Source organism: Mariniflexile sp. (assembly GCF_041583155.1).
GTDB lineage: Bacteria > Bacteroidota > Bacteroidia > Flavobacteriales > Flavobacteriaceae > Mariniflexile.
In genome coordinates this window covers 40,459-65,361 of sequence record NZ_JBFHGK010000009.1, presented here as the reverse complement: position 1 = coordinate 65,361, position 24,903 = coordinate 40,459, and the positions used below count along the sequence as shown (strand labels likewise).

Sequence of the window (24,903 nt, the reverse complement as noted above, 5' to 3'; positions counted from 1 at the left end):
TATTTAGTTGTTAATTTTTATTTATTGGTTGGTATAAAAATCTTTTACAATTTGAAAGGTTTGCTTTTTATTTCTATCGATATCTACAATACCCCAATATTCCTCGTTTGGAGAACCATCATAGGGTACACCACTGCTATTAGGAGCCCAACCTCCAGGATCTTGCTTATCTGGATTCCCAGCTTTCCACCAACCATCCTCAAAAGCAAACAAAGTTACACCTGAGCAAATATCGGTTGCCTTAAAAATGGCTTCCAGAATATGTTTGTTAGCATCAGCTTGGGCTTTTTCATTTACACCAGCCTCATAACCATCTTTGGAAATAGTCATATAACTATCGCCTCCAGCTTCAGCCAAATACATTGGTTTATTACTAATAGCCTGCCACTCCGGAAAAATTGTACTTGGATTGTCCCAACGGTATACATTCATACCCCAAACATCAATATTCGGACTCATGGAAAGGGCTAATGCATCGGGTAAATCGCCATGAGCAGTCGTTGTTGGATGATTCGCATCATTTTTATGAATTAAATCGGCCGCATTATTCATAGCTGAATACCAATTTTTAATATCATTTTCAAACCATTCTGGGTGATAGTTATATTCATTACCCAATTCCCACATTAATATGGCGTTATGGTTTTTATAAGTATTTACATAGTTTATAAAGGAACCCGAATAAATATCGAAATGTCCATCTTGTTTATAACCAAAACCAATAATAACCTTTAAACCAGCTTCATGAATTTTATCAAGAACCGTTTTATCATCAATTGGAGCATATACACGAATGGTGTTAATACCCGCTTCAACCATTAAAGCTAAATCCTGATCCAAACTATCAAAGTTTCTCTGTGTACTTCCTTTAGGAACAGGATGATAACAAATACCCTTAATAAGATAGCGTGCATCATTTACATAGATTTGACGCTCTTTAACAGAAACAACATCCGTATTATTTTGACTTTTACATGCAGTGAAAGCAACCATTGTTAAAAAGAGAACTATGTATTTTGACATGATATTCGGTTTAAAGTGATTCTATTTTGTTGATTTACTTGGAATAAGTATCGTTTGAATAGCTTGAGCGCTAATTTGAACATCTACCGTACTTTCATTTAATGCAATTTTGAAACTTTTAGCTTCTTTATCTTCATTAAAAATAACTACGGCAATTGTACCATCAGGATTTTTAGCAGCCGTAACCATTAGGCTTTTATCTGAATTATCAACACCAATAACGGTGGCACCCGGTCTGATATATTTACTAAAATGTGCCATGGTATAATAGAGCGGAGTAAAGTAAACCTCATCGGTATCTGGGTCTACAATTACGGGAGCAACACACCAATTTTCAAACCAGTTTGGCCCACCTTGTTTATCTAAAACCATATTCCAATCTACCCAACCATCTACCCAGTTGTTCAGGCAACCAATAATATCGGTGGCATAACGATTTACAGGGGCATATTTTGGATGCAAATATTTTTGATCTTCTGGAGCCCAATCGTAACCCCAATCGGTTGCTTCTTTTTTCCAATACCAAGCATCGTCTTTCCAAACAGGTATTTGGGAATCGATACAACCTTCCGTTTCTATTAATAATTTATTAGGTGCTTTATTATGTGCATATTGTAAGGCTTCAGGAAAATAATCATAGGTACTTTCATACCAGTGAATGGCGGTTCCATCAAAATATTTTGAAGACGATTCGCTTCTGTACATTTCGTCTACCCATTCTTTTAAGCCAGCGCGATTTTGGTCGTAACCTAAAATGATTTTATCGCCATAACCATCTGCTTCTAATTTTGGACCTAAATGAAATTCCACAAAATCGGTCATTTCTTTTGGTGAAAAGTGCATGCTTTCCCAATTATTTCCGTTTCCATGAGGTTCGTTTTCAACAGTAAAGCCCCAAATTTCAATACCTTGCGCTTTATAAGCATCAATATATTTTGAAAAGAATAATGCCCAAGTATCATAATATTTAGGAAGCAATTTACCGCCTACCCATTCGTTATTATCTTTCATCCAAGGTGCCGCAGTCCAAGGCGATGCAAATATTTTAAATCCATCTTCTGAAACAGCTAAAGCATCTTTAATCATCGGAATTAAATCGTCCATATCTTCTTCAATCGTGAAATGTTCCAGGTTTACATCATCTGGAATTGGAGTATAGGAATAGTTGGTTAAAGAAAAATCGCAAGAATTCATATGGGTTCTTGTTAATGAATAATTGGCACCATCTTTAGCGAAATAGGCTTTGATAATGCTATCGCGATTTGCTTTACTTAACTTGTTTAATAAATAGGCGGATGATTCTGTAAAAGCACCACCAAAACCTGTGATGGTTTGAAATTTTTCTTCTGGGTTTAGTTTTATGATAGACGCGTTTTCTGCTGCGCTAAACTCGGTTAATTTTGTTAACTGGTTTCCGCTTTCAGACGTTTCGAATACCTCTACTTGTAATACATTTTCAGATTGATTACAGCTCATAATTAATATTAAAAGACAATAGACATACGTTTTCATTTTATAATAGATTTAGTTGGTTGCACCTACTTCAATTGTAGTTGGAGGTGTTAATACAGTTTTCATTAATTCATTTTTATTACCATTGAAGGTTTTTGTTATAGGCTTTCCTCCTCTTGATAGTCCATTAAAAACACCTTTATCTACCAAATCCCAAAGCGGATATTTTGCTTCGCCATTTAGTTTAAACAACCCAAAATGGTTTTCAGAACCTGATGGATTTCCTGCGTCTTTCCATTGCTCATCAAAAGCTTCAAAATAAAAACAAGAAATACCAGCTTTATTGGTCCATTCACGCAAATGCTTGTAGTATAGGCCTTGTTTATATTCGTCTGTAGCTCGCGAGCCATTTGGCCCATAAAGTCCATCTGAAGTAGAAGCCCAGCCTGTTTCACCTATATGAATCGGTTTATTAACTCCTAAACTTTTCATATAATTAGAAACACTATCGTATTGCTTTTGGGCAAACTGTAAAGCACGCTTCATTGCTGCCTCTACCTTTTCGGTATCGGATAGGTTGATTTCGTTTTCTGGAACTCTCCAAAACTCTGGACTGTAATGCGAATTGTGATATGGATAAGTATGCATTGAAATATAATCTACAGCTTTAATCAAGTTTTCTAAATCTTCAACATGATAAAGCGAATCGCCACCACCCCAAGAAGCAAAATCATCCGAACTTGTAATCCATACTTCTTTAGAAAGTTTTCCTTCTTTTTTAAGATTTTGTAAATGATTAACCCATTTTAAAATTACATTGGGTTGCACGTAATAACTAGTAGCCCATTTTACCATGGCTTCATTACCAACGGCAATTATTTTAACAATGTCCGGATATTTGTTAGCCAAAGCCACTGCCCTATCAATTTCGCCCGCATTTTGAGGACTTTCTATATCGTGATTTGGTTCTAGCTCCGTCCAAGCATTTAAACAATCCATCCACGCACCCAGCATGACATACATTTCGAAGTTATTATCTTCGCTTTTTAATTGATGAATGGCTTCGAGAACATTTGATGCATGCGGTAATTTAGGTTGAACATTATAGGTACGCACAATTTTAATACCCATGGCTGAAAGAATTTTTAAATCCTCTTTTAATTCTGCAATACTAGGTTGACTATCTCTAGATTTTAACCTATAACCTCCATAAGAAATGGCTAAATAATCAGGATTTCCTAAAATATCTGCTGCAGTTATTTGCTTTTCTTTCGTCACGTTATTACTATCTTTTTTGGATTTATTTGCACATCCCATCACAATAATTGAAAATGAGACTAACAGTATATATTTTAAACTTGTTTTCATGATATACAGTTTCCAAAACCCTATTTATTAAACATCATTATTTCTTAATAGAAACTATAATTTGACTGATTTCTCCGCTACGTTTAAAAATTTTGTTAGAAGTTGCTTTATCTATTTTTAACTCGGCATATTCTAATGTTTCCTGATTGCTAAACACCACTTTTAAATTTTCGGTTTCAGATAACTTATAAATCACTGGAATTTGACAGTAGGTGAAACACAAGGAACCAGCTTCCAATGAAATGGCTTCTTCGGCTTTATTGATGTTTGTAAATCGGAATGTTTTCGAGGTATTTAAAAACTCGTTATGTCTTAACAAACGTGGGTTAAACCTAAGGCATCCTTCTTCTACAAAAACACCAAGTTCACCAAATCTGCTTAGTACATCTTCTTTAACTTGCCCCGTCATTCCAGGTTGTTGTGCTCCTTTGGTAGCGGGTGTATGCGAATACGGATCGGTTGGGAATGCGCCGTATAATTCTGGCGATTTATGTACCCCGATACCTGCTTCAATTTCATAATAATGGTCCAAAAGTTTACCAACAAGGGCATCACTTTCGTTGTTTTTAATAGCTAACAGACAGTTTTCTTGAACAGCCAATAATAATTTAGAAACCATATGCCAATAAATAGACCCTAAGCCCTCGTAACCAAAGAAGGTACCTGAACGACCTGTGAAAGATTTATGGTCAAAAATGCTTTCAAAAATATCTAGAAGCATCTTTGTATCCTTTTCAATCAGGGTTTTATATTGTGTTTGGGGTAAGTTTTTTAAAGCTGTTTTTAAGCTGTTAGCATTGTTGAAATTACCATTAAAGTGATAGTTACCTAAAACATCTTTTTCAATAATTTGAACGTTACCATCCTTAAGCAGTTGCTTTAACAAATCCGATTGTTCTACCTTTTCCGAAGGGATGTTGTTCTTTTTATCAAACCTTGGTAATTCCTTATTTGGATACAAGATATAACTGTACTGGTCTTCTCTAAACAGCGCACTGCTTTTTAAACCATCTAATAAACTTAACGCTTCTTTTGGCGATAAATACCCCGAACTTAAAACAGCCACTTGCCCTTCAAGCATTTCAGGTAAATACGATATAGAAACTTCACTATCATTTTCAATCGTCATTAAGTTATAAGCATGGTACATATTATCGGTACGTTTATTAGCATCGATAGTGTGTTGCAAATACAATTTTACAATTTGAAGAAACTCTAAAAGTTCCGATTTACTTAAAGTTGATTTTTCAGCAGAAAAACCATCCTTGTAAATCCCACTTCTGAAGTTGCTTGCGGCTTGTCCTAATCCATCTAAAACTGTTTTTCTGTCTTTATCAGAAATACTTCCGGAAAGGATGTTTTTATTATTTTGAAGTGTAGCAACTACCCCATTAAAAAACGTAGTTAATTCCGATGAAATTTCAACTTCAGATGTTTTAGATTTTGAAACTACATTTTCAAAGAAATTTAAAAATCGGTTTAAATAGTAAAGCGTTACCATAGAAACACCGTTACCAACCAGGGCGTTATTAGCGTCGTTCCATTCTGGGCGCTGGGTGTTTAACCAAATACCCCCTTCTGGAATAAAGTTTGACACTTTTGCCAATACGGTAGCCAATAATTTTTCAATAAGATTTACTTTGTAAATGGACTTATTTTTATCTCTTAATAAAGCACCATCTGCTCCAATAGTCTGCTTAATTTCATTGATTTTTGAATCGAGTTTATGGTCAAAATCAATGGTATCTTTTGGGTTTTTAAGAATGTCTTCGTAGCTTTTAATTTTATAAGGTACATTGGCATAAACAAAAACAGATTCTGAAAAACGTTTTTCTAATTGATTCGGATAATAATCTTCAATAAATTCTAAGAATTTAAGAAGGTAAATTATTTGATGATCGCCCCAATAACCTATGTACGACCATGGGTCGTTTTCTTCAATAATTTCCCAATCAAAACCATCTTTTGTTACACGGTATGGGTTATAGCCTTCAAATGTTGTGGCATTTAAAAACTTATGAATCATGCTTTCAATAAACTCTGGATACGAATGTGCCAGGGCTTCCCAGTTTTGGAAAATATCGCGCCAGTTGCCTTCGTAATCTAAAATTTTAGAACCATCAACTTCACTTTGTGTGTTAATAGAAAATCTGTTCCAAGGTCTACTTGGGTCGCCATGTCTTCTACTAAATTTTAATGGTAAATATTCAAAACACAGACGTTTGAAGTTTTTGTCTTCATCTTTTTCGGCAATATTTTTAATATCATTTAAGCTGAAAATGTTAGGAAGTTTATTTAAAACATCTTCCTTTTTTTGGAAAACCTCGTTGTTGGCTTTTGAAATATATTTTATAAAATCTTGTTTTTCAATAGTATAGTCATTATCAAATATACCACCACGCATAATGTTAAACATGGTATTTGCAAAATGTCTGGTGTTAGTTAATGGATCTGCTGTAAGTTGTAAACCATCTGAAGCCCCCGTTAATTTAATTAAGTTTTCGGTACCTGCATCGATATCTTTTTGAATTTGCTCAACTACATTGGCATCATTTTTAATCATTTCTGAAATTTGAACAACTCCAGAAATTGTTTGATTAACGTTAGCTACAAACATCCAATGTTCCGCTGCGTTATCTTCGAGTTCTATATCCGTAGCAATAAAATACGCACCTTTTTCTGCTTTTATATCAGTTTCTTGGTGTACAACTTCACCTTTTCTAAAATTATCGAGTTGTAAAGAAGACACTAAATACGTTGGGTTTTTTACACCAACAGACCAAACAATGTTTGATTTTAAAGCTTCACTAGGTTCGGCCTTATCAACAATTATGGCGCTTAGTGCGTAAATACCCAGACCAACTTCTGGCAGTAACTCATTTTTCTTGTAGGCATCTACTAGATTACTGCGACTGTTTTGTAAATCAGTTTCTACACCCGATGGTAAAATATTTTGCAAACCATCTAAACAAGTCAGTTTTACGGTTCTTTTAGCGTTATTAATTACAGTCGATTTTTTTACAAACCCAAACTGATTACTTGAATTCCACTGATACCTAAAAGTTAGGCCCAGGTCTTTATTAATTTCTTCAAAAACCACCTTATTACCATAACTGTTTTTATAAACATTTCTGGTTATTTGATATAAGCCAGTTTGCCTCTCAGAAAAAGGTTCCCATATATAGGCTTTTCCTTTAATATGAATTTGAAAGATGGTTTTACTTCCTGTTATGTCGGCAGATTCTGTTATTTTATCATCAGTATAATAAGGAAATAAAGAAGATTCGCTGTTTTTTCTTCCTGCTGTAAGACCTCCGTTGCTTGAAATAAACATCCAATGGTTCGAGTCGCTTACAATACTCATAAAAAACGGACGCATGGTATTGCTATTGGAAATTTTATAATAGCTTTCGTTATCGAAAATTACCAATTCGCCTTTTATAGAATTTGTTTCATTAGAAACGTTTTTTTCAGTTGTAAAAATAGTCTGATTCATTATTGATACTGTTTTATATATGTTTTACTATTAGTATTTTGGTTATTGATAAATCAATGTCCAATACACTTTATATTAAATTTGAAATAATTATTGATATACTCTTACGTAATCTATTTCCATTACAGATTCTGTAAAATTAGGATCGATGGTAAACCAAGATCCACCAATAGCTACATTTAATATTAAAAATTGAGGTGCATAAAAAGGCCAGGTACTATTAGTCTTTACGGATGGTTTATAACTATATTTATAAACGTTGTCTATAAAAAACTTCAGTTCGTTTTCAGACCATTCTAAACTATAAACATGGAATGCCGTATTATAATCTGTGATTGTAGTTTCTCCTACACTTGTGTTGATACAGCCACCAGAACAAGATGGTGTATGCGTAGCACTAGAAATTATAGTTGGATTATAACCCCAATGCTCCATAATATCAATTTCTCCACATGCTGGCCATCCTACGGTATCAATGTTAGCGCCCAACATCCAAATTGCCGGCCAAGTACCATAACCTGTTGGTAATTTAGCTTTTACATCGACTCTTCCATAAGTAAAATCGAATTTACCTTTAGTTAATAGCCTTGCTGATGTGTATTCTGAATTTTGATAATTTTCTTTCTTAACAATTATTTTTAATACACCATCTTCAACTTTTACGTTATCGGTTCTTTGCGTGTAAAACTGTTTTTCTCCGTTACCCCATCCATTGTTACCCGTACCTATATCATAACCCCATTTGGTAATATCAGGTGCTCCATTAGTATTAAATTCATCAGACCAAATAAGTTGTGGTTCTTTTTCGGCAACAAAAACAGTTACTTTTTTAAAATCGCTTATTACATCATTTGTGCTGGAATAAGCAAAAACAGTTACTAAATAATCGTTTACACCTTCTTTTGTACATGTATAATTAAAAATGCCTGTTGTATTTTTTACCTCTGCTTCAGTACCAACTTTAAAGCCAAAAGAAATGGCATTAGTTGCACTAGCATTACAAGTAATGACACCAGACCCATCACCATTAGGATTACTACTACTAGAACCAGAAATATTTATTTGTAACACTAAGTTACTAGGAATGATATTTTTAGGTACTTCTACAATAGTATCATCACTCGAACCTGAGCATGATATTAACATTACAAATACTATTTGAAAAATATAAAAGACCTTATTAAACATGTTTTCCGTATTAAAAATTCATTTTTAAAAAAGAGGGAGATGTTAAAACCTCCCTTCTCCTCGCTATTAATTACCCTTTTTTCTATTCAGGTATTAATTTAAACCACCAATCAAAATCACCATTTCCATCGGTTGTTCTTAAAACCATTTCATTTGCCGATCTACTAAAAATTTCATATTTATGATTTCCACCAACGTAGTAACCAATAAAGCCAATACCTGTTAAACTTAAGGTTTCAACACCTCCTGGTGCTGTTAAGCTCCATTGTGCCGTATAGTCACCGAATACATAGTTTTCAATATCGGCACCATTTACAGTTCCTCCTGAACCTCCTAATTCGTTTATTAAAACTTCACGACCAAAAACAGTTCCGTTTGTTATGTGAGTGAAGGTTCCATCTACATCAAAAATGTATCTGTCGTCATATACTCCGGCTCCTGCTTTTGCATTTGTTTGGTCTGAAACACCCGGGTAATACTCACCAAAACTACTACCACCAACTGGACCTAATCCAAAATGCTGTGGTAAAGTACCTGCTACTTTCCATGTTCTTGAACTGTTAGCTGTTAACATGGTTAGTAAATCGGCTGGTGGTTCGTAAGTAGATAATACTTCTACCTCAAATGTTTTACTAGATGAAACCCCACCAGTACCAAATGCAATTACCGTTACTGGATAAGTTACCAGGCCTAGTTGTGTAAAATCATGAGAAATAGATCCGCCTGAAGCCAATTTTGTAATATTTTGAACCACAAAGTGTATTGTAGTAACATTATCTGCAGTGGCTGTAAAATTTACGGTACCACTACCATCTCCGTTAGGGTTTGTAGCATCAGCTCCCACAATATCAACCGTTAGTTGAATATTTGAAGGGGCAATTAAATCTCCAAATTCCACATTATCATCTTGACAGCTAGTAAATAGCATCAAAAACGTAAGGAATACTCCTATTATATATTTTAAGTTTTTCATGTTTTTCTTTTTTTAATTTTGAATGTCATCAATGTAAATGGTATAATTTGCAGAGCCATCACCGGCAGTACCATTGTCCATTATTAATACAAGATTTACATAATCAACAGTTGCATCTACCCCGGTTAAAGTGAATGATAATTCCTCCCATGCATTAGCTTTGGTTGTAGTAGCAATAATCTCATCTGTCGCTTTAGTATTAGGCCATCCGGTAGCATCTTCAAACTTCATTAGTAGTTTTAAGCCTGCTCTTGGCGACCAAACTTTTGCTGTTATAGTCGTGCTATTATCTATTGGAAAAGGAGTGTTTACTGTAATTTTAGAACCTGCCCAAACTTGACCAGCTCCTTTAACCATTTTAGCTACCATGCTTGAAGCATTTCCCGCTGAATCAGGATTTGCAACTACAGAAATTTCACCACCATCAAAGCTACTCAAAGCTTGTTCTGGTTCGAAATCTAAAAATGAAACCACTGAAATGTCATCAATGTAAATGGTATAATTTGCAGAGCCATCACCGGCAGTACCATTGTCCATTATTAGTACTAGGTTAACATAATCAACAGCTGCATCAACACCAGTTAAAGTAAATGATAATTCTTCCCAGGCATTTGCTTTAGTTGTAGTAGCAATAATTTCATCTGTTGCTTTAGTGTTGGGCCAACCGGTTGCATCTTCATATTTCATAAGTAACTTCAACCCAACTCTTGGAGACCAAACTTTAGCGGTAATAGTAGTACTGTTGTCTATTGAAAAAGGAGTCTCTACAGTAATTTTAGAACCTGCCCAAACTTGACCGGCTCCTTTAACCATTTTAGCAACCATGCTTGAAGTATTACCCGCAGTATCCGGATTAGCAACTACAGAAATAGCACCGCCATCAAAAGAGCTTAATTGATATGAAGCTTCAAAATTAATTGGTAAAACTGACGGTCCTGATACATTTTCAACTTGTTTAATGTCATCAATATAGAATGTCCAATTTGCACCACCTGTTCCTACAGTTCCAAAATCAAAAAACATGACAAGTTTTTGGTATGTTTTACTTACATCAATAGTGCTTAAATCAAATATTACTTCTTCCCAAGCTCCATTTCCAACAGTGGTTACTTCAACCTCCTTGTTAATGTTTGCATCCGTTAAATTCTCCAATTTCAAAATCATTTTTCCACCAGCTCTTGGAGACCAAACTTTCATTTTAATAAATTTCTTAGTAGAAAAATCGATAGGAGCCGATGTTGTAATAACATTTCCAGCCCAAATTTCTGGACCTCCTTTTACTATTTTTCCAACTTTAGAAGACACGTTTCCATTAATATCCGGATTATCTACAACAGCTGCCGAAGCACCACCAAACCCTATAAATGCCGTTGCATCAAAAATTTCAAAAGTTATAGGTAATTCAGTAGGTTTAGAAATAGTTATTTCTTGTGTTATTTCTGTTGTTTCAACACCACCACTTAAGGCAACCACTTTAATAGTGTAATCGCCTACTGCTGGGTATTCAAAACTAACCGTTCCACCCATATCTAAGGCTGTTGGTTCTTCATCTGGATTTGATGTATCAAAATATACAAGGAAATAAGTTGCATAATCTGCTGTAGCAGACACATTTAATACAAAAGGGTTTGAACTGTCTATTTCAGCCTTAACTTCCAAATTTTCTGGTGCTCTAAACGACACCATAAGGTCTTTGGTTACTTCGGTTTTAAGACCGGTAATACCAATAGCTTCAATTTTTACTGAATAAGAACCTTCCGCATATACGTGCTGTGTATTCCCTCCTTGTTTAACTACAACTGGTTCTGCTGATCCGTCTCCATAAGTTATATTATAAGAAACAGCTCCTTCTGCATTTGGTATGATAGTTACTAGTCCTGTATTATCTTGAGTTATTTGAAAAGAAGCCGACACATTTGCTGGTGCTGCCGCGCTATCCAAATAATCAAAATTATCATCATCCTTATTACAACTAAAAAGTATTAATAACGACAAGCAATAGCTTAATATATATTTAATGTTTTTCATAATTCTTTAGTTTTAGTTTTAGTATCCAGGGTTTTGAGACCATCTATTTCCTGCTAATTCAATTTCTTGAATAGGAATAGGAAATAATTCATGTCCTTTAGCCTTAGAGAAGCCTGGTATGGTGCCTTCTGCTTTGTTGGTTCTAACTAAATCGAAGAAACGAAGTCCTTCGCCCATTAACTCAACACGACGCTCTTTATAGATGTCATTTGTTAAGTTAGTACCTGAAGTGTTTACACTAGGTAAATTCGCTCTGTTACGTACTCTATTCAAATAAATTTTAGCTCTATCATCACTTATATTACCTCTATTTAAAGCTTCGGCTGCCATTAACAATACATCTGCGAAACGGATAACACGAAAGTTATTAGGGTTTGTAAGTGCCGCATCAGGTAAGTTTAAATCTCCTTTACGAGCAATGTATTTTCTATTAAAATATCCTGTATGCTCGTAACCTTGGCTAGATTTTACGCCTGTAGAGCCATCACTGGTGTTTACCCAATCTTTATTTTCTTCTGTCCATTTTACAATGTCTAAAATGGTATATTCTAAACGGATATCGCCATCTTCAAAAGCATCAACAGCATCTTGAACTGGAACATTAAAACTGTAACCAAAATCAAATAATGGGCCTACATAATCTCTAACACCATTAAAGCCTACTGCATAATTGCCATCTAAGCAATAAAAACAATCGTAGCTTCCTCCTTTATTATCAGAATATTGGATTTCAAAAACCGACTCAATATTGTTTTCATAATCGTTTTCAAACATATTTATTGCTTCGGCAGTTGATAACAAGTCGTAAGGCCCTTTTGCTATTAAATCTTCTAGAACAACAGCAGCCTCTGTAAATTTTTCTTGGTATAAATACACTTTACCTAAAAGCGCTTGGGCTGCACCCTTGGTTATTCTTCCTGTTTCGCTTTGAACGTATGGTAAATTATCAGCTGCATAAATTAAATCTAGCTCAATTTGAGCATAAACATCAGCTTTGGAGGTTCTATCAATAGTAAATTGATCGCCAAACTGAATGCGTTTATCAACTGCTAATGGTACATCGCCAAACCATTTTACTAGTTCTGAATAATAGAAAGCTCTTAAAAAACGTGCTTGTGCAAGCACACTTGTTTTACCTGCAAATTCCAAATTATTTTGAAACTCCATAATATAATTAGCGCGGTTTACACCGGTGTACATCCATGTCCAAATATTACGTAATTGTGCATTAACGGGGGTATGGATCATATCGTCAATTTCCTGTTTTCCAGGAGTATCGTTAGCATCTTGTCCGCCACACAAGGCGTTATCTGAAGCAATTTCAGCTGTTTGAAATTGTTCTGCTGTTGCTTGTAACATATCGTAAGCTGCAATTAAAGCAGACTGATAATCGGCTTCAGAATTAAAAAAATCTTCTGAATTTTCATCTTGAGATTTAACATCAATAAAATCGTCTGCACATGAAAACAACGTTATTAATATCAATAAAAAAAGACTACTTTTTATTTTTAAGTTTTTCATAATTTCTAATTAAAATTTTACGTTTAGCCCTAATAAAAATGTTTTGGCACTTGGGTAGAAACCTTGATCTATACCACCACCTAATGGAGATCCAGAAGAAGCGGCAGGGTCGAAACCACTATACTTGGTTAGGGTTAATAAATTACTTGCTGAAACATATAATCGTAATTTGTCAATCTTAGAACCTTCAAGTGCACTCTCAGAAAATGTGTACCCTAATTGCACATTTTGAAGACGAATAAAAGAACCATCTTCTACATAGAAATCTGAAAATAATGTGTTAGAAGTTGCACCACCAGTTACTCTTGGTGAATCATTTGAGGTACCTTCACCTGTCCAACGATTTAATCGATAAATAGTGCTGTTAGTTAATATATTATTGTTTTCATAATTACGAACAATTTCATTTCCAACTGAAGCAAACGCATAGGCTGCAAAATCAAAGTTTTTATAATCTAATGATAAATTTATACCCATAGTAGCATCTGGTAACGGGCTACCAATATTTACTTTATCATCTAAATTGATTACGCCATCAGCCTGATCTGGAATACCATCATTATTTGTGTCTACCGTAAGTTGGTCAACAAACTTTAAATCGCCTGGTTGTGGTGTTGTATCGCCCACTGCTGATGAGTTAATTTCAGCTTGATTTTGAAAAACACCTGCTGTTTGATATCCGTAGAAATAACCTATTGGAAAACCAGCTTCCATTCTAGAAGGTGCTGGTTGACCGATACCAAAAGAGCCTCCTGTCAAAACACCAGTATCGGTATTTACAGATTTAACTTCGTTTTTAATATAAGTTACATTGTATTTTACACTAAATTTAAAATCGTCTGATAATCTATCTGAATACCCAATAGCAAATTCAAGTCCGGTATTTTCTACTACACCACCATTTACAACAGGAGATCCACCTACACCTAATAACCCTGATACTTCAGGAGCCACTAATAAATCTTCGGTTCTTCTTTTAAAGTAATCGGTTGTAATATCAACTTTATTATCTAATAACCTTAAATCTAAACCTATATCTAAGGTTTTTTGTTTTTCCCACTTAATTTCTGGGTTGGCAATTCCGCCACTAGCGGTTCCAATAACTTCAACATCATTAAAATAATAGTTACTTCCTCTGCTTAAAAGAGAGATATATCTGTAATCACCAATTCTATCATTACCAAGAACACCATAAGAAGCTCTTACTTTTATCAAATCAAAAAGTTCATTATCTTTAAGAAAATCTTCATCGGAAGCTACCCAACCAAGAGATGCTGAAGGGAAAATACCAAATCTGTTATTTGGACCAAATTTTGTAGAACCATCACGTCTTACAACTGCCGAAATCAAATATTTACCTTTATAATCATATTGCAATCTTGTAAAATAGGATAATAATCTAGAATCGAACTCTGGATTATAACCAGTAAATCTGTTGATGTTTTCTATATCTGTTGTTTGATCTAAATTGGCATTTAATATATCATTATCAACAATATCAAAACCAGTTGCGCCAGTAAATTCACCCGTTGTTTTAAAAACAGAGGTACCAAGAAGCACGTTAATATTATGAATGTCGTTAATTTTATTTTCATATTTAATGAAGGCATCAAAAGTATAATCTCTAAAATAGTTTAAGCCTTCAAAAACACTACTTCTATCCACATTAAATACTTTTCCACTACCAAAATTGGCGATAGGATTGAAAACTTTAGAAGATACTTCTGAATAGTTAAATTGGATATTCGATTGTGCTGTAAAATGATCTAAGAAATTGTATGATAAACCTGCATTACCGCTTAATTTAGTAACCTTGGTTCTATCATAAGTATCATCAATTTGGGCTATAGGGTTAATAACCTCTGCACCCAAACCTTCTGCTTTTGTGTAATCACCGTTAGCATCAAACACCGTCATTATAGGTGACATGTTTATGGCATTAAAAAGTACAGATGCATTAGAGTTTTCCGCAAGATTACGTTTACTAGTCCTCATTAAGGTAAGCCCTGAAGTAAATTTGAAATTATCTAAAAAGTCCAAATTATAACTAGCATTGTTAGTAAAACGCGTAAAGTTTGAATTACTTCCGCCAACAATACCATCTTGAGTTAAGAACGATCCACTATAAGAATAAGACGATTTTTTACCACCACCTTTAAAAAGGATGTTGTGGTTCATCATAAAAGCATTTTTAAAAACTTCATCTTGCCAATCGGTGCCAGCACCTAAAGATGTTACATCCGTATAAGGAATTGATGATCCAGCAGCTGCAGATGCTTCGTTTAATAATAAAGCGTATTCGGTAGCGTTTAAAACAGGAATTTTTCTGGTGGTAGTTTGAAAGCCTCCAAAGGAAGAATACTCAATGGTTAAAGGCATTTCTTTGCGTCCTGTTTTGGTAGTAATTAATATAACCCCATTTGCCGCTCTTACCCCATATATACCTGCGGTAGCATCCTTAAGGATGTTCATACTTTCAATATCATTAGGGTTAACAACGCTTAAATCTTCAATAACGTTACCATCAACCAAAATTAATGGTCTGCTATCACCATTTGTGGATACACCTCTAATGCTTATGGTAGAACCACCACCAGGAGTACCAGACTGCGATGTAATATTAACACCGGCAACTTGCCCTTGTAATGCCTGCTCAATACGTGTAGGCTTAAGTGCATCAATCGTTTCTGCACCTACTACACTTACCGCACCAGTAATTTCCTTTTTAGTTTGTGTACCATATCCAATAACAACAACTTCATCAAGTTTTGCTAAGTCTTCTTGTAATTGAATGTTTAATTTAGAAGTATTTGTTACAACAACTTCCTTAGTTACATAACCAATATAACTAAAGATTAAAGTTGTGCCCGTTTTTACATCGGCAATGGTAAAATTACCATCAAAATCTGTAACTGCACCTTTAGTTGTATTCTTTACAATAACGTTAACACCGGGAATAGGAAACCCCGAATTGTCTTGTACATTTCCGCTAATGTTTATATTCTGTGCCCCAGAATATGTAATAAACATTAATGCTAGAATTTTAAAGAGATAATGTCTCATATTAATTTAGATTATTTAGTTTCTATAAAATTACTCTTGAAGATTGAGATATTATAATTTTTGACCGCAACAAAAAATATACATCATAATAAAATACTCAAATAATTAATAAAACCACAATTTTAAAGCTAAATAATAAGAATTTCACATTGTGTAATACCTAGCGGTATAGGTATTAAAACATCAAATGTTGTGGTGTTGTATAGGTAAAAATAGAGGTTGTTGTGCTGTTATATTTCTAAAATATAATCTGTTAAGCTAGACTCGTGCTGTAAATCCATTTTTTTACGTAATCTATAACGCTTTACTTCTACACTTCTTGCAGATATATTAAGTAGTGGAGCTATTTCTTTTGAAGATAAATTTAACCTTAAATAAGCGCAAAGTCTTAAATCATTAGAAGTAAGTGATGGATGTAAGGATTTAATCTTTTTAAGAAAGTCTTTATCGGCATTATTAAAGGCTTCTTCAAAGGCATGCCAATCATCTGTATTATTTAAATTATTATCAATAATTTTTATAACTCTTTTAATATTCTTAGGGTCTTGGGCTTTTTGTAATTCGGTTTTAATACTATTTAAAAATTCATTTTTCTTAATTAAACTCATGGTAGAGATTCCTAATTCTCTGTTTTTATTTTCAATATCTTGTCTTAGGTTATCGTTATTAAAACGCATGAGTTGTTGCTTATTTTCCAATTCTTTTAATTCTAATTCACGTTGATTTTTAAGAAGTATTTTTTCGCGTTGTTTTCTATAATAACGTTTATGAATTGTGTGCATGAAAAAAGAAAATAATGCAAATAAAAGAAAATAGATTACCAGCATTACATTGGTTAAATACCATGGCGCCTCAATAGTGAAACGATAGGTTTCTATATTCTCGGAAAGATCGTTGCCAATTCTAGATTTTACATAAAAAGTATATTCACCGTAAGGTAAATTTTCAAAAAACACACTTGAACTTGTAGACCAATTACTCCATGAATTATAAATACCATCTAATTTATATTGATATTCTGCTTCTAAATATTTATCGTATTCGGGTACACTGTAACTAAATTCTATGTTATTTTCGTTATTCTTAAAATTGCCATTCGTGGAAATATCTAAAAATTTGGTTTTAAATCCGTTTTTATAATTTTTACTAGAAATAAGATCTATACTAATTTTATGCGATTTGTAATTTAGCTTATCTAAATCTATAACAATAAACCCTAAAGTGTTTCCATACAGGAATTTATTATTGTTTAAATACGCTATGTTTTCATAATTTGAAATATCATTTCGTAACGAAATTGGGAAGGGAATTTTTTTAATTTTATAACTATTACTAAGCTTAATTGGCGTTAAATAACTAAAACCTTGAGAAGAAAAAGACCAAAGTGTGTTAGTTTCTTTATTAAAAACTAATTTTCCAGATGTATATTCATGTTGTTTAAACAAACCACTTAATATAGAGTCTTTTACGAACTTGTTTTTGACAGGATGATACTTGAATACCCCTTCTTTTTTGGTATATAATATTTGATCTTTAAACTTTGTTAAACTACTGTTGAAACCTTTATCTACCGAAGTTTCTTCTTGTACAGAAATAGCTTTAGTGTAATTAGCATCTAACTTTATTTTGAAAACACCTTTGTACTCATGGCTTACAAATACGTTACTATCATCAAGTAGTTCAAAAAATCGGCTTGAAATATTGAAATCTTCAATTTTATTTCTAAACACCCATTTACCTTGCTTATTTTCAATGATACACAAACCCGTATAATTGCCTTGCAGTAATAAATTATTGTTATTAGAAATTGGTTTAATATCCCATGTACCTCCAATATCCGAAATTAACTGAGCCTGAGTACCATTAATTATAAATGTTCCTGAGTTATGACCACAAAATAAGGTATCATTAATATTAGTTAAACACCAAACAGCACCTTGTGTACCAGGTATTAGCTCAAATTGGGAATTTGATTTAAGGTCTTTATAAAAAAGTCCTTGGTTGGTACCTAAATACAATTTATTATTGAATATTACCGATGCATTTACCGATCCTATTTTACCAATTTGATCGTTGTAAATACTAAATGGCGATTGTATATTTACACAATCAATACCATTTTCTAAACCTAACCAAACGTTATTATCAACATCTTCAAAAACTGAAAGTATGGTATTATTACTTAAACCATTATTTTGGTTTATATGATATTTAATATCACCATTGGGAGCAATATGAAAAATACCATTAGAGATTGTTCCAAAAATAAAACTATTGTCTTTTAACTTAATACTACGATATATTCGGTCTTTTAAAAGCACAGAATTTGCAGTAATATTCCATTTGGTAAATTCCTTATTTTTAAAAATGAATAAACCATTATCTTCTGTGTGAAATAATAAATTTCCTTGATGGTTAAATATATTTACTAATAAATTTTCTTTAGCAATAGGGTGGTTGGTTACAAGTTTAGCTTTGCCGTTTACAATTTCGAAAACACCTACTTTTTCCTTTTGAAAATAAACACCTTCATTAATTTTAAAAAGTTTGTAGATAACCGCATCTGAATTTATAACCGAATAAGAATCGTTATTTTTATTGAAAATATAAATTCGCTTTAGCGATTGAAATAAAATAAAATTATCAACATCTAGAATATTCCAAATTTCTTCATCTTCTAAAAAAGTAATTTTAAGTTTTGTTGATAATGAAGTATAATGTAACAGACCTAAATTGTTTTTTTTCCAATAACCAAATTCTTGGTAGCAACCTGTATAAATTACATCATTAATTACTTTAACCGACCTAATAATAGTTTCATTAGGAGAATTATAAAATTGCCATTTAGCACCATTAAACTCCAATAAGCCCTTATTATTTGCTACGTAAATAATTTTTTTATTAGACTGAGAAATCGCCCAATTTTGATTTTCTGAGCCATAATCATTTGGTGAATAAACCTGTACAGGTGGATGCTCTTGTGCTTTTAAAATAAAACAACAAAATAAAAATAATAATACTGGTAGTAGTTTAGTTGGCATTTCGTTAGAAAGGGAAAGTTTAAATACTAATATAATAAATATAAAGCATTAGAATACTATTGTCTAATTAAATCGTTCTAATACATTTTTAAAATGAAAAAAAGCAATACCTAGTAGTAAGTATTGCTTTTTTATATATTCTGAAATAGTTAGGTTTTACATGCGTTTTACGCTCCCACCTAAGGCAATATTTTCATTTATAGTTTCAGGTTTCCCGTAAACATACACTTCGCCACCTGCTCTAATTTTTGCATCTACTGTTTTAGATGCTTTTACATGTGCTTCACCTGCAGCATTTATAGAAACATCGGACTTGGTTGTTTCTAATTTTTCACCATCATAAAAACCTCCAGTAAAAATTGTCACTTTTTGAGAGGTCGATTTTCCAGTGGTTATAATTTTACCACCCGTAACGGCTTTAATTATAGTATAAGTAACCTCTAAAGGTATTTCAATACTTCCACCTTCTTGAGCTCTTAAATCTATCTCAAATTGCTTAATAGGATCTGTTCCTGAAACTTTAGCGCCTTCATTAGCATCAATAAGATCTAAACTTGTATAATGTAATTTTACTTTTGTATTTGTACCATCGAAAATTTTCCCAATAGACATTCTAATTTTTAGTGTACCATTTTTATTGTTTATTACCACATCTTCCATATTATTTCCGGTAATGATAGCTTTATTCTCATTGGATTTTACTAATTCTACTTCTATTAAGTCATAAACTTTAAGTTCTTTAAAATCTCCAATAGATTTTTCAATTTGGGCTTGTGCTATTGTAGCTCCAGATGTTAAGATTGTTGCTAATGTTAATAAGATAATTCGTTTCATTGTTTATTTTTTTTATACAACGTGATTAATCAATAATTATTCCGTTGATGATTTATTTTGGGAAAAAATTGGCAGATTCTAATTCAATAGTCTCCAGTGCAGGTTTTTAAAATTAAATTTTTCTTAATTTCTTAACTAAACTTTCCGATAGGTTAAATAACCATCTAACTTGTTCAGAAACTAATTGGGTTTCGTGTAGTTGTTGTCTCATTTTTTTAGAAATTGGTAAACCTTTTTCAATTTCTTTGTCTCGCACTGCAGCTAAATTTTGAAAATAATCTTCATAATTTTTTGAAGCCAAAGCTAATGCTTCTCTATCTAAAGGAATGCCTTTTATCGCTTCATTATTTAAAATACATAATGCTTCATCTAAATTAAATAAAATATACTTTACATAAACTTCAAATTGTTCGGGTACCTTACCGGTTTCGTTGGTTCTAATAAACATTCCTAATGCTGAAAGCGACGACAAATAGGTATTAAAAATTGAAATAAGCTCATAAATTAAAGCAGCATTTTCTTGTTTTGATTTTGGGTCTTGAATTAATCTTTGATAAGCGGCATTTAAATTACCTACTTGTAAAAAAGCCTCTTTTCTAGCTAAACTATAGGCTGTAGAAACCTCGCCTTTTACATGATACAACGTATCTATCTCTTTAAAAAAATCTGAAAAGGCTTGAATTGAATTGGAAAAATATTCCTTGATGTTTTTAGATTCCCAAGCTGGCCAAAAAAAGTAATTTCCTAAAAAGGCTAGGGAAGAACCTATTAAGGTATCAAACACCCTAAATTTTATAACTGTTAATATATTTGGCGTCATTAAAGCAAACATAAAAATAACATACATGGTAATGAATGCCGCTGCATTTCGGTAGTTGTTTTTTACTAAAGAAAAACCAATTATAAATGATACCACAGCAATTAAAGCGTAAATAATTACATTTTGTGTTAACAACACAATACCAACACCAATTGCAGCACCAATTAATGTACCTACAACACGTTGTTTGGTTCTTTCTTTGGTTAAGCCATAACTAGGCCTCATAATAACCACTATTGTTAACAAAATCCAGTACGATTGCTGCATTTCAATAACATGACCGATAATAAAACCAATCAACATCGTTAAGGTTAACCTTAGCGAATGCCTGAAAATAGGAGATTTAAAACTAAAATTTACACTCAGCTTTCTAATATCATAATCTTGAGGTGTGATAAACTGTTCGGCATCTTTTATAGACCTAATTTTATCGTTTTTTGAATAATTATCTAAAATTCTAAAAATATCATTCAGGTTATCTATTTGTTTTTCCTGGTAGGCTTTATAATTCAATAAAAAAATAACACCTTCTCTAGATTCCGGTAAACCAATACTAACTTTATAAATTTCAATATGGTTATCTATTTTTTTTAATAAAACTTTAAAATTATTAGAAAATGAAAGCTTTTCTTCTTTTAAAATAACTTTAGAAACATGATGTAGTCGTTCTGATATTTCAAAAATTAATAATTTAAATTCATCTACTTTTTCGGGATGATTTTTAAATAAGGCATCAAACTTTTCATAATCTACAGTATTGGAAATAGCAAACTCATAGATTTCCATAATTTTAGAAAAAATGAGTTGCTGTCTTCTGGTTCTGTTACTAAAACCAGAGCTTAATCTTTTTTCTAAAATAACTTCTCTTATGGTTTCATGAAGTTCATTAATCTCTGTTTGAAGCTTAAAAAGCTGTTCTAAAAGATTAGTTCTATCATCACTTTCAACCAAAAGTTTTCCTCGGATTTTTACAAATTGAGCTGTTTTTTCAATTAATTCAACAAACAAAAAATCTACTTGTGCTTTAGGTAAAGCAAATTGAGCTAAAATATTGAGAAACAAATACCAAATACCACCTAATGCAATAAATAATGCATGTTCTAAAATTGATATTTCTGCACTTTGCTGTGTAAAAGCTAAAACAAAGGACAATAAACCTGTTAATGAAATTAAAGATGCCCTAAAGCCAAATACTGAAATATAAGAAACTAAAAAAACTAAAATTATTAATAAGGGAATAAGGATGTAGAAACTACTACTAAAATATCTTATTAACAGCGTTATTGAAAAAGCTAAAATTATTGAAGTTAAAATGCCATAAAACTTATGTTTTAAACTACCAGGAATATCGGATGGTGCGCACAAAATGGTTCCTAAGGCAATACTAAAGCCAATATCTAGTCTATCAAAAAAATAAATAGATATTAACACAGGAATAGCCATGGCTAAAGCAATTACAAATGCTTTAATAAAATGGATACTCTTAAAATACCTAATTAAATTATTAATCATAAATTAAATTAAGCTTCAAATTTATGAAGTATTTTTAGCTAAGTCTTTTAATTTAGAATATTTAATTTTAAAATATATTTTAAGAAATTAACAGCTAAAATTTTATAGATACTGAAAATTAAAGCGCTAAATTTTATTAACCAGAAGGTGGTTGATTAAGAACAATTTATAAAAAATGAGCGCAATAATATATTACCATAGCTATACATTAGTTGTACAGCTATGGCAACATGTTAAATATATTTAAACCTGATCTTCGTGCTTACCAATTAAATTGAAATCGAGGTGTTTTTTAACTAAATCGGTGTTCTTTACTTTCACAACCACTTCATCACCAAGTTGATACATGGTTTTTGTATTTCTACCAACCATAGCATACAAATCTTGATCGAATGCGTAATGATCGTCTTTCATATCGCGAACACTAACCATACCTTCACATTTATTCGAAATAATTTCAACATAAATACCCCAATCGGTTACACCAGAAATAACACCTACAAAATTTTCATCTTTATGATCTTGCATGAATTTAATTTGCATGTATTTTATAGAATCGCGTTCTGCTTTGGTAGCTAAATTTTCCATATTACTGGAATGGTTACATTTATCTTCGTAAACATCTTCGTTAGCCGATTTTCCACCATCTAAATAATGCTGAAGTAATCGATGCGCCATCACATCAGGATAACGACGGATAGGGGAGGTAAAATGACTGTAATAATTAAACGCCAAACCATAATGACCAATATTATGTGTAGAATATTCGGCTTTACTCATACTTCTAATTGCCAAAGTATCTACTAAATTTTGTTCTTTTTTACCATTTACTTCCTTCAATAAAAAGTTAAGTGAGGCCGATGTTGTTTTACGATCTTTAAAATTTAATTTATAACCAAATTTAGATACAATACCTTGTAAATTAGCTAGTTTACTATCATCTGGTTCATCATGTACACGGTATACAAAGGTGCGTTTTGGTTCTTTTTTTCCAACAAATTCTGATACTTTTCGGTTTGCTAACAACATAAATTCTTCAATTAATTTATTAGCATCTTTACTGGTTTTAAAAAATACACCAACAGGGTTTGCATGTTCATCTAAATCGAATTTTACTTCAACTTTATCAAAAGAAATAGCTCCAGAACTCATGCGTTTTGCACGCATAATTTTAGCAAGTTCATCCATTTTTAGGATGGCTGTAGCAATGTCTTCTGAGGTGTTATAAGTTTCTCCCGTAAGAGATACGTCTTTAGGAATTGTATTAGATTTCGATTCTATAATTGCTTGCGCTTCTTCATAAGCAAAACGGGCATCGCTATAGGTTACGGTTCTACCAAACCATTCGTTTTTAATTTCACATTTATCATTCATTTGAAACACCGCAGAAAAGGTTAACTTTTCTTCATGCGGACGTAATGAACAAGCGTTATTTGATAATACTTCCGGAAGCATGGGAACCACACGATCTACCAAATAAATAGAGGTAGCGCGTTCGTAAGCTTCATCATCCAAAACAGTACCTTCTTGTAAATAATGCGATACATCTGCAATATGAATTCCTATTTCATACAAACCATTTTTCAACACTTTAAACGAAAGGGCATCATCAAAATCTTTGGCATCTTTTGGATCGATGGTGAAAGTTAAATCTTCACGCATATCGCGGCGTTTCGAAATTTCTTCTTGGGTTATAGAGGTATCTATTTTATTTGCAAACTCTTCAACTTCGTGTGGAAATTCGTGAGGCAAACCATACTCGGCTAAAATAGAATGAATTTCGGTATTATGGTCTCCTGGTTTACCAAGTACTTGAACTACTGAGCCATAAGGCGAATCGGCGTTCTCTGGCCAATCTTCTAGTTTTACTAATACCTTATCGCCATCTTCGGCTTTATTAATTTTGTTGATAGGTACAAAAATATCTTTGTACATTTTATTACTATCGGCAACTACAAAGGCAAAATTCTTTTTCTCATGAATTTGAATGGTACCAACATACTCACTTTTATCACGTTTTAAAACTTGCGTTATTTCGCCTTCTAACTTACCACGATGACGGCGTTTGTAAACATAAAATTCTACTTCATCGCCATTTAAAGCTTTGTTTATGTTGTTTGAGGCTACAAATACATCATCTTCAAAATCATCGGAAATAATATAACCGTTTCCTTTTGAAGCTAAATCTAGTTTACCAGTATGGTATTCGGTGTTAATAACTGCTTTAAACTTGCCACGTTCTACTTCTTCAATTTCTTTTTTACCTTGTAAATCGCGTAATTTTTTTATTATCTGGTTGCGGCTACTGGCATCATTTACGCCTAGTTTAGCAGCAATTTGTTTGTAATTGTAAGATTGATTTCTATCTTTTTTTAATATACTTAGAATCGTATTTGTAAGGTTGGAAATACCTTTACTTTTGGATTTCCCTTTTTTCTTTTTTGTCATTTATTTTTTGTAATTCATAGTCGTTTCCTAAGATAGTGGAAATTCTGTTATTAAATAGCGTTGGTTTAGGAGAAGATTTGCTATTTATTTTATACAAAGCTACGATTTAAATTTTTAATGGTGTTTTGTTAAAGTT

General features: G+C 32.6%; 13 protein-coding genes. All 13 read right to left on the bottom strand.

The window, feature by feature from the left end; genetic code table 11:
• Nucleotides 1-21 precede the first annotated feature (21 nt).
• Nucleotides 22-1,023 (bottom strand): hypothetical protein, encoded by a 1,002-nt coding sequence (locus tag ABYI63_RS05100; protein WP_372754121.1) that lies wholly within the window; start codon nucleotides 1,021-1,023, stop codon nucleotides 22-24.
• 21 nt (nucleotides 1,024-1,044) lie between these two features.
• Nucleotides 1,045-2,499: a glycoside hydrolase family 30 beta sandwich domain-containing protein gene (locus ABYI63_RS05095; RefSeq protein WP_372754119.1), complete on the bottom strand. Its 1,455-nt coding sequence runs from the start codon at nucleotides 2,497-2,499 to the stop codon at nucleotides 1,045-1,047.
• A 48-nt stretch (nucleotides 2,500-2,547) separates the two neighbouring features.
• Nucleotides 2,548-3,843 (bottom strand): glycosyl hydrolase family 17 protein, encoded by a 1,296-nt coding sequence (locus ABYI63_RS05090; protein ID WP_372754117.1) that lies wholly within the window; start codon nucleotides 3,841-3,843, stop codon nucleotides 2,548-2,550.
• Between the two features lie 37 nt (nucleotides 3,844-3,880).
• The gene (locus ABYI63_RS05085) at nucleotides 3,881-7,339 is read right to left on the bottom strand and encodes a hypothetical protein (protein ID WP_372754115.1); all 3,459 of its coding nucleotides are present in this window, start codon (nucleotides 7,337-7,339) and stop codon (nucleotides 3,881-3,883) included.
• Nucleotides 7,340-7,429: 90 nt separating this feature from the next.
• Nucleotides 7,430-8,485: a glycoside hydrolase family 16 protein gene (locus ABYI63_RS05080; protein ID WP_372754113.1), complete on the bottom strand. Its 1,056-nt coding sequence runs from the start codon at nucleotides 8,483-8,485 to the stop codon at nucleotides 7,430-7,432.
• Between the two features lie 124 nt (nucleotides 8,486-8,609).
• A complete protein-coding gene (locus tag ABYI63_RS05075) occupies nucleotides 8,610-9,500 on the bottom strand; it encodes a glucan endo-1,3-beta-D-glucosidase (protein ID WP_372754111.1) in 891 nt (296 codons plus the stop codon).
• 12 nt (nucleotides 9,501-9,512) lie between these two features.
• Nucleotides 9,513-11,528 carry a hypothetical protein gene (locus ABYI63_RS05070; protein WP_372754109.1) on the bottom strand — a complete coding sequence of 672 codons (2,016 nt, stop codon included), beginning with the start codon at nucleotides 11,526-11,528 and terminating at the stop codon, nucleotides 9,513-9,515.
• An 18-nt stretch (nucleotides 11,529-11,546) separates the two neighbouring features.
• Nucleotides 11,547-13,049 carry a RagB/SusD family nutrient uptake outer membrane protein gene (locus ABYI63_RS05065; protein WP_372754107.1) on the bottom strand — a complete coding sequence of 501 codons (1,503 nt, stop codon included), beginning with the start codon at nucleotides 13,047-13,049 and terminating at the stop codon, nucleotides 11,547-11,549.
• Nucleotides 13,050-13,058: 9 nt separating this feature from the next.
• Nucleotides 13,059-16,079 carry a SusC/RagA family TonB-linked outer membrane protein gene (locus tag ABYI63_RS05060; protein WP_372754105.1) on the bottom strand — a complete coding sequence of 1,007 codons (3,021 nt, stop codon included), beginning with the start codon at nucleotides 16,077-16,079 and terminating at the stop codon, nucleotides 13,059-13,061.
• Nucleotides 16,080-16,342: 263 nt separating this feature from the next.
• Nucleotides 16,343-19,153 carry a triple tyrosine motif-containing protein gene (locus ABYI63_RS05055; RefSeq protein WP_372754103.1) on the bottom strand — a complete coding sequence of 937 codons (2,811 nt, stop codon included), beginning with the start codon at nucleotides 19,151-19,153 and terminating at the stop codon, nucleotides 16,343-16,345.
• 156 nt (nucleotides 19,154-19,309) lie between these two features.
• On the bottom strand, nucleotides 19,310-19,987 hold the full coding sequence (locus ABYI63_RS05050; RefSeq protein ID WP_372754101.1) for a head GIN domain-containing protein: 678 nt from the start codon (nucleotides 19,985-19,987) through the stop codon (nucleotides 19,310-19,312).
• A gap of 112 nt (nucleotides 19,988-20,099) precedes the next feature.
• Nucleotides 20,100-22,319, bottom strand: a complete 2,220-nt coding sequence (locus ABYI63_RS05045) for an FUSC family protein (protein WP_372754099.1) — start codon at nucleotides 22,317-22,319, stop codon at nucleotides 20,100-20,102.
• A 243-nt stretch (nucleotides 22,320-22,562) separates the two neighbouring features.
• Complete coding sequence (gene rnr / locus ABYI63_RS05040) at nucleotides 22,563-24,767, bottom strand: ribonuclease R (RefSeq protein WP_372754097.1); 2,205 nt, start codon at nucleotides 24,765-24,767, stop codon at nucleotides 22,563-22,565.
• Between the last annotated feature and the right edge of the window lie 136 nt (nucleotides 24,768-24,903).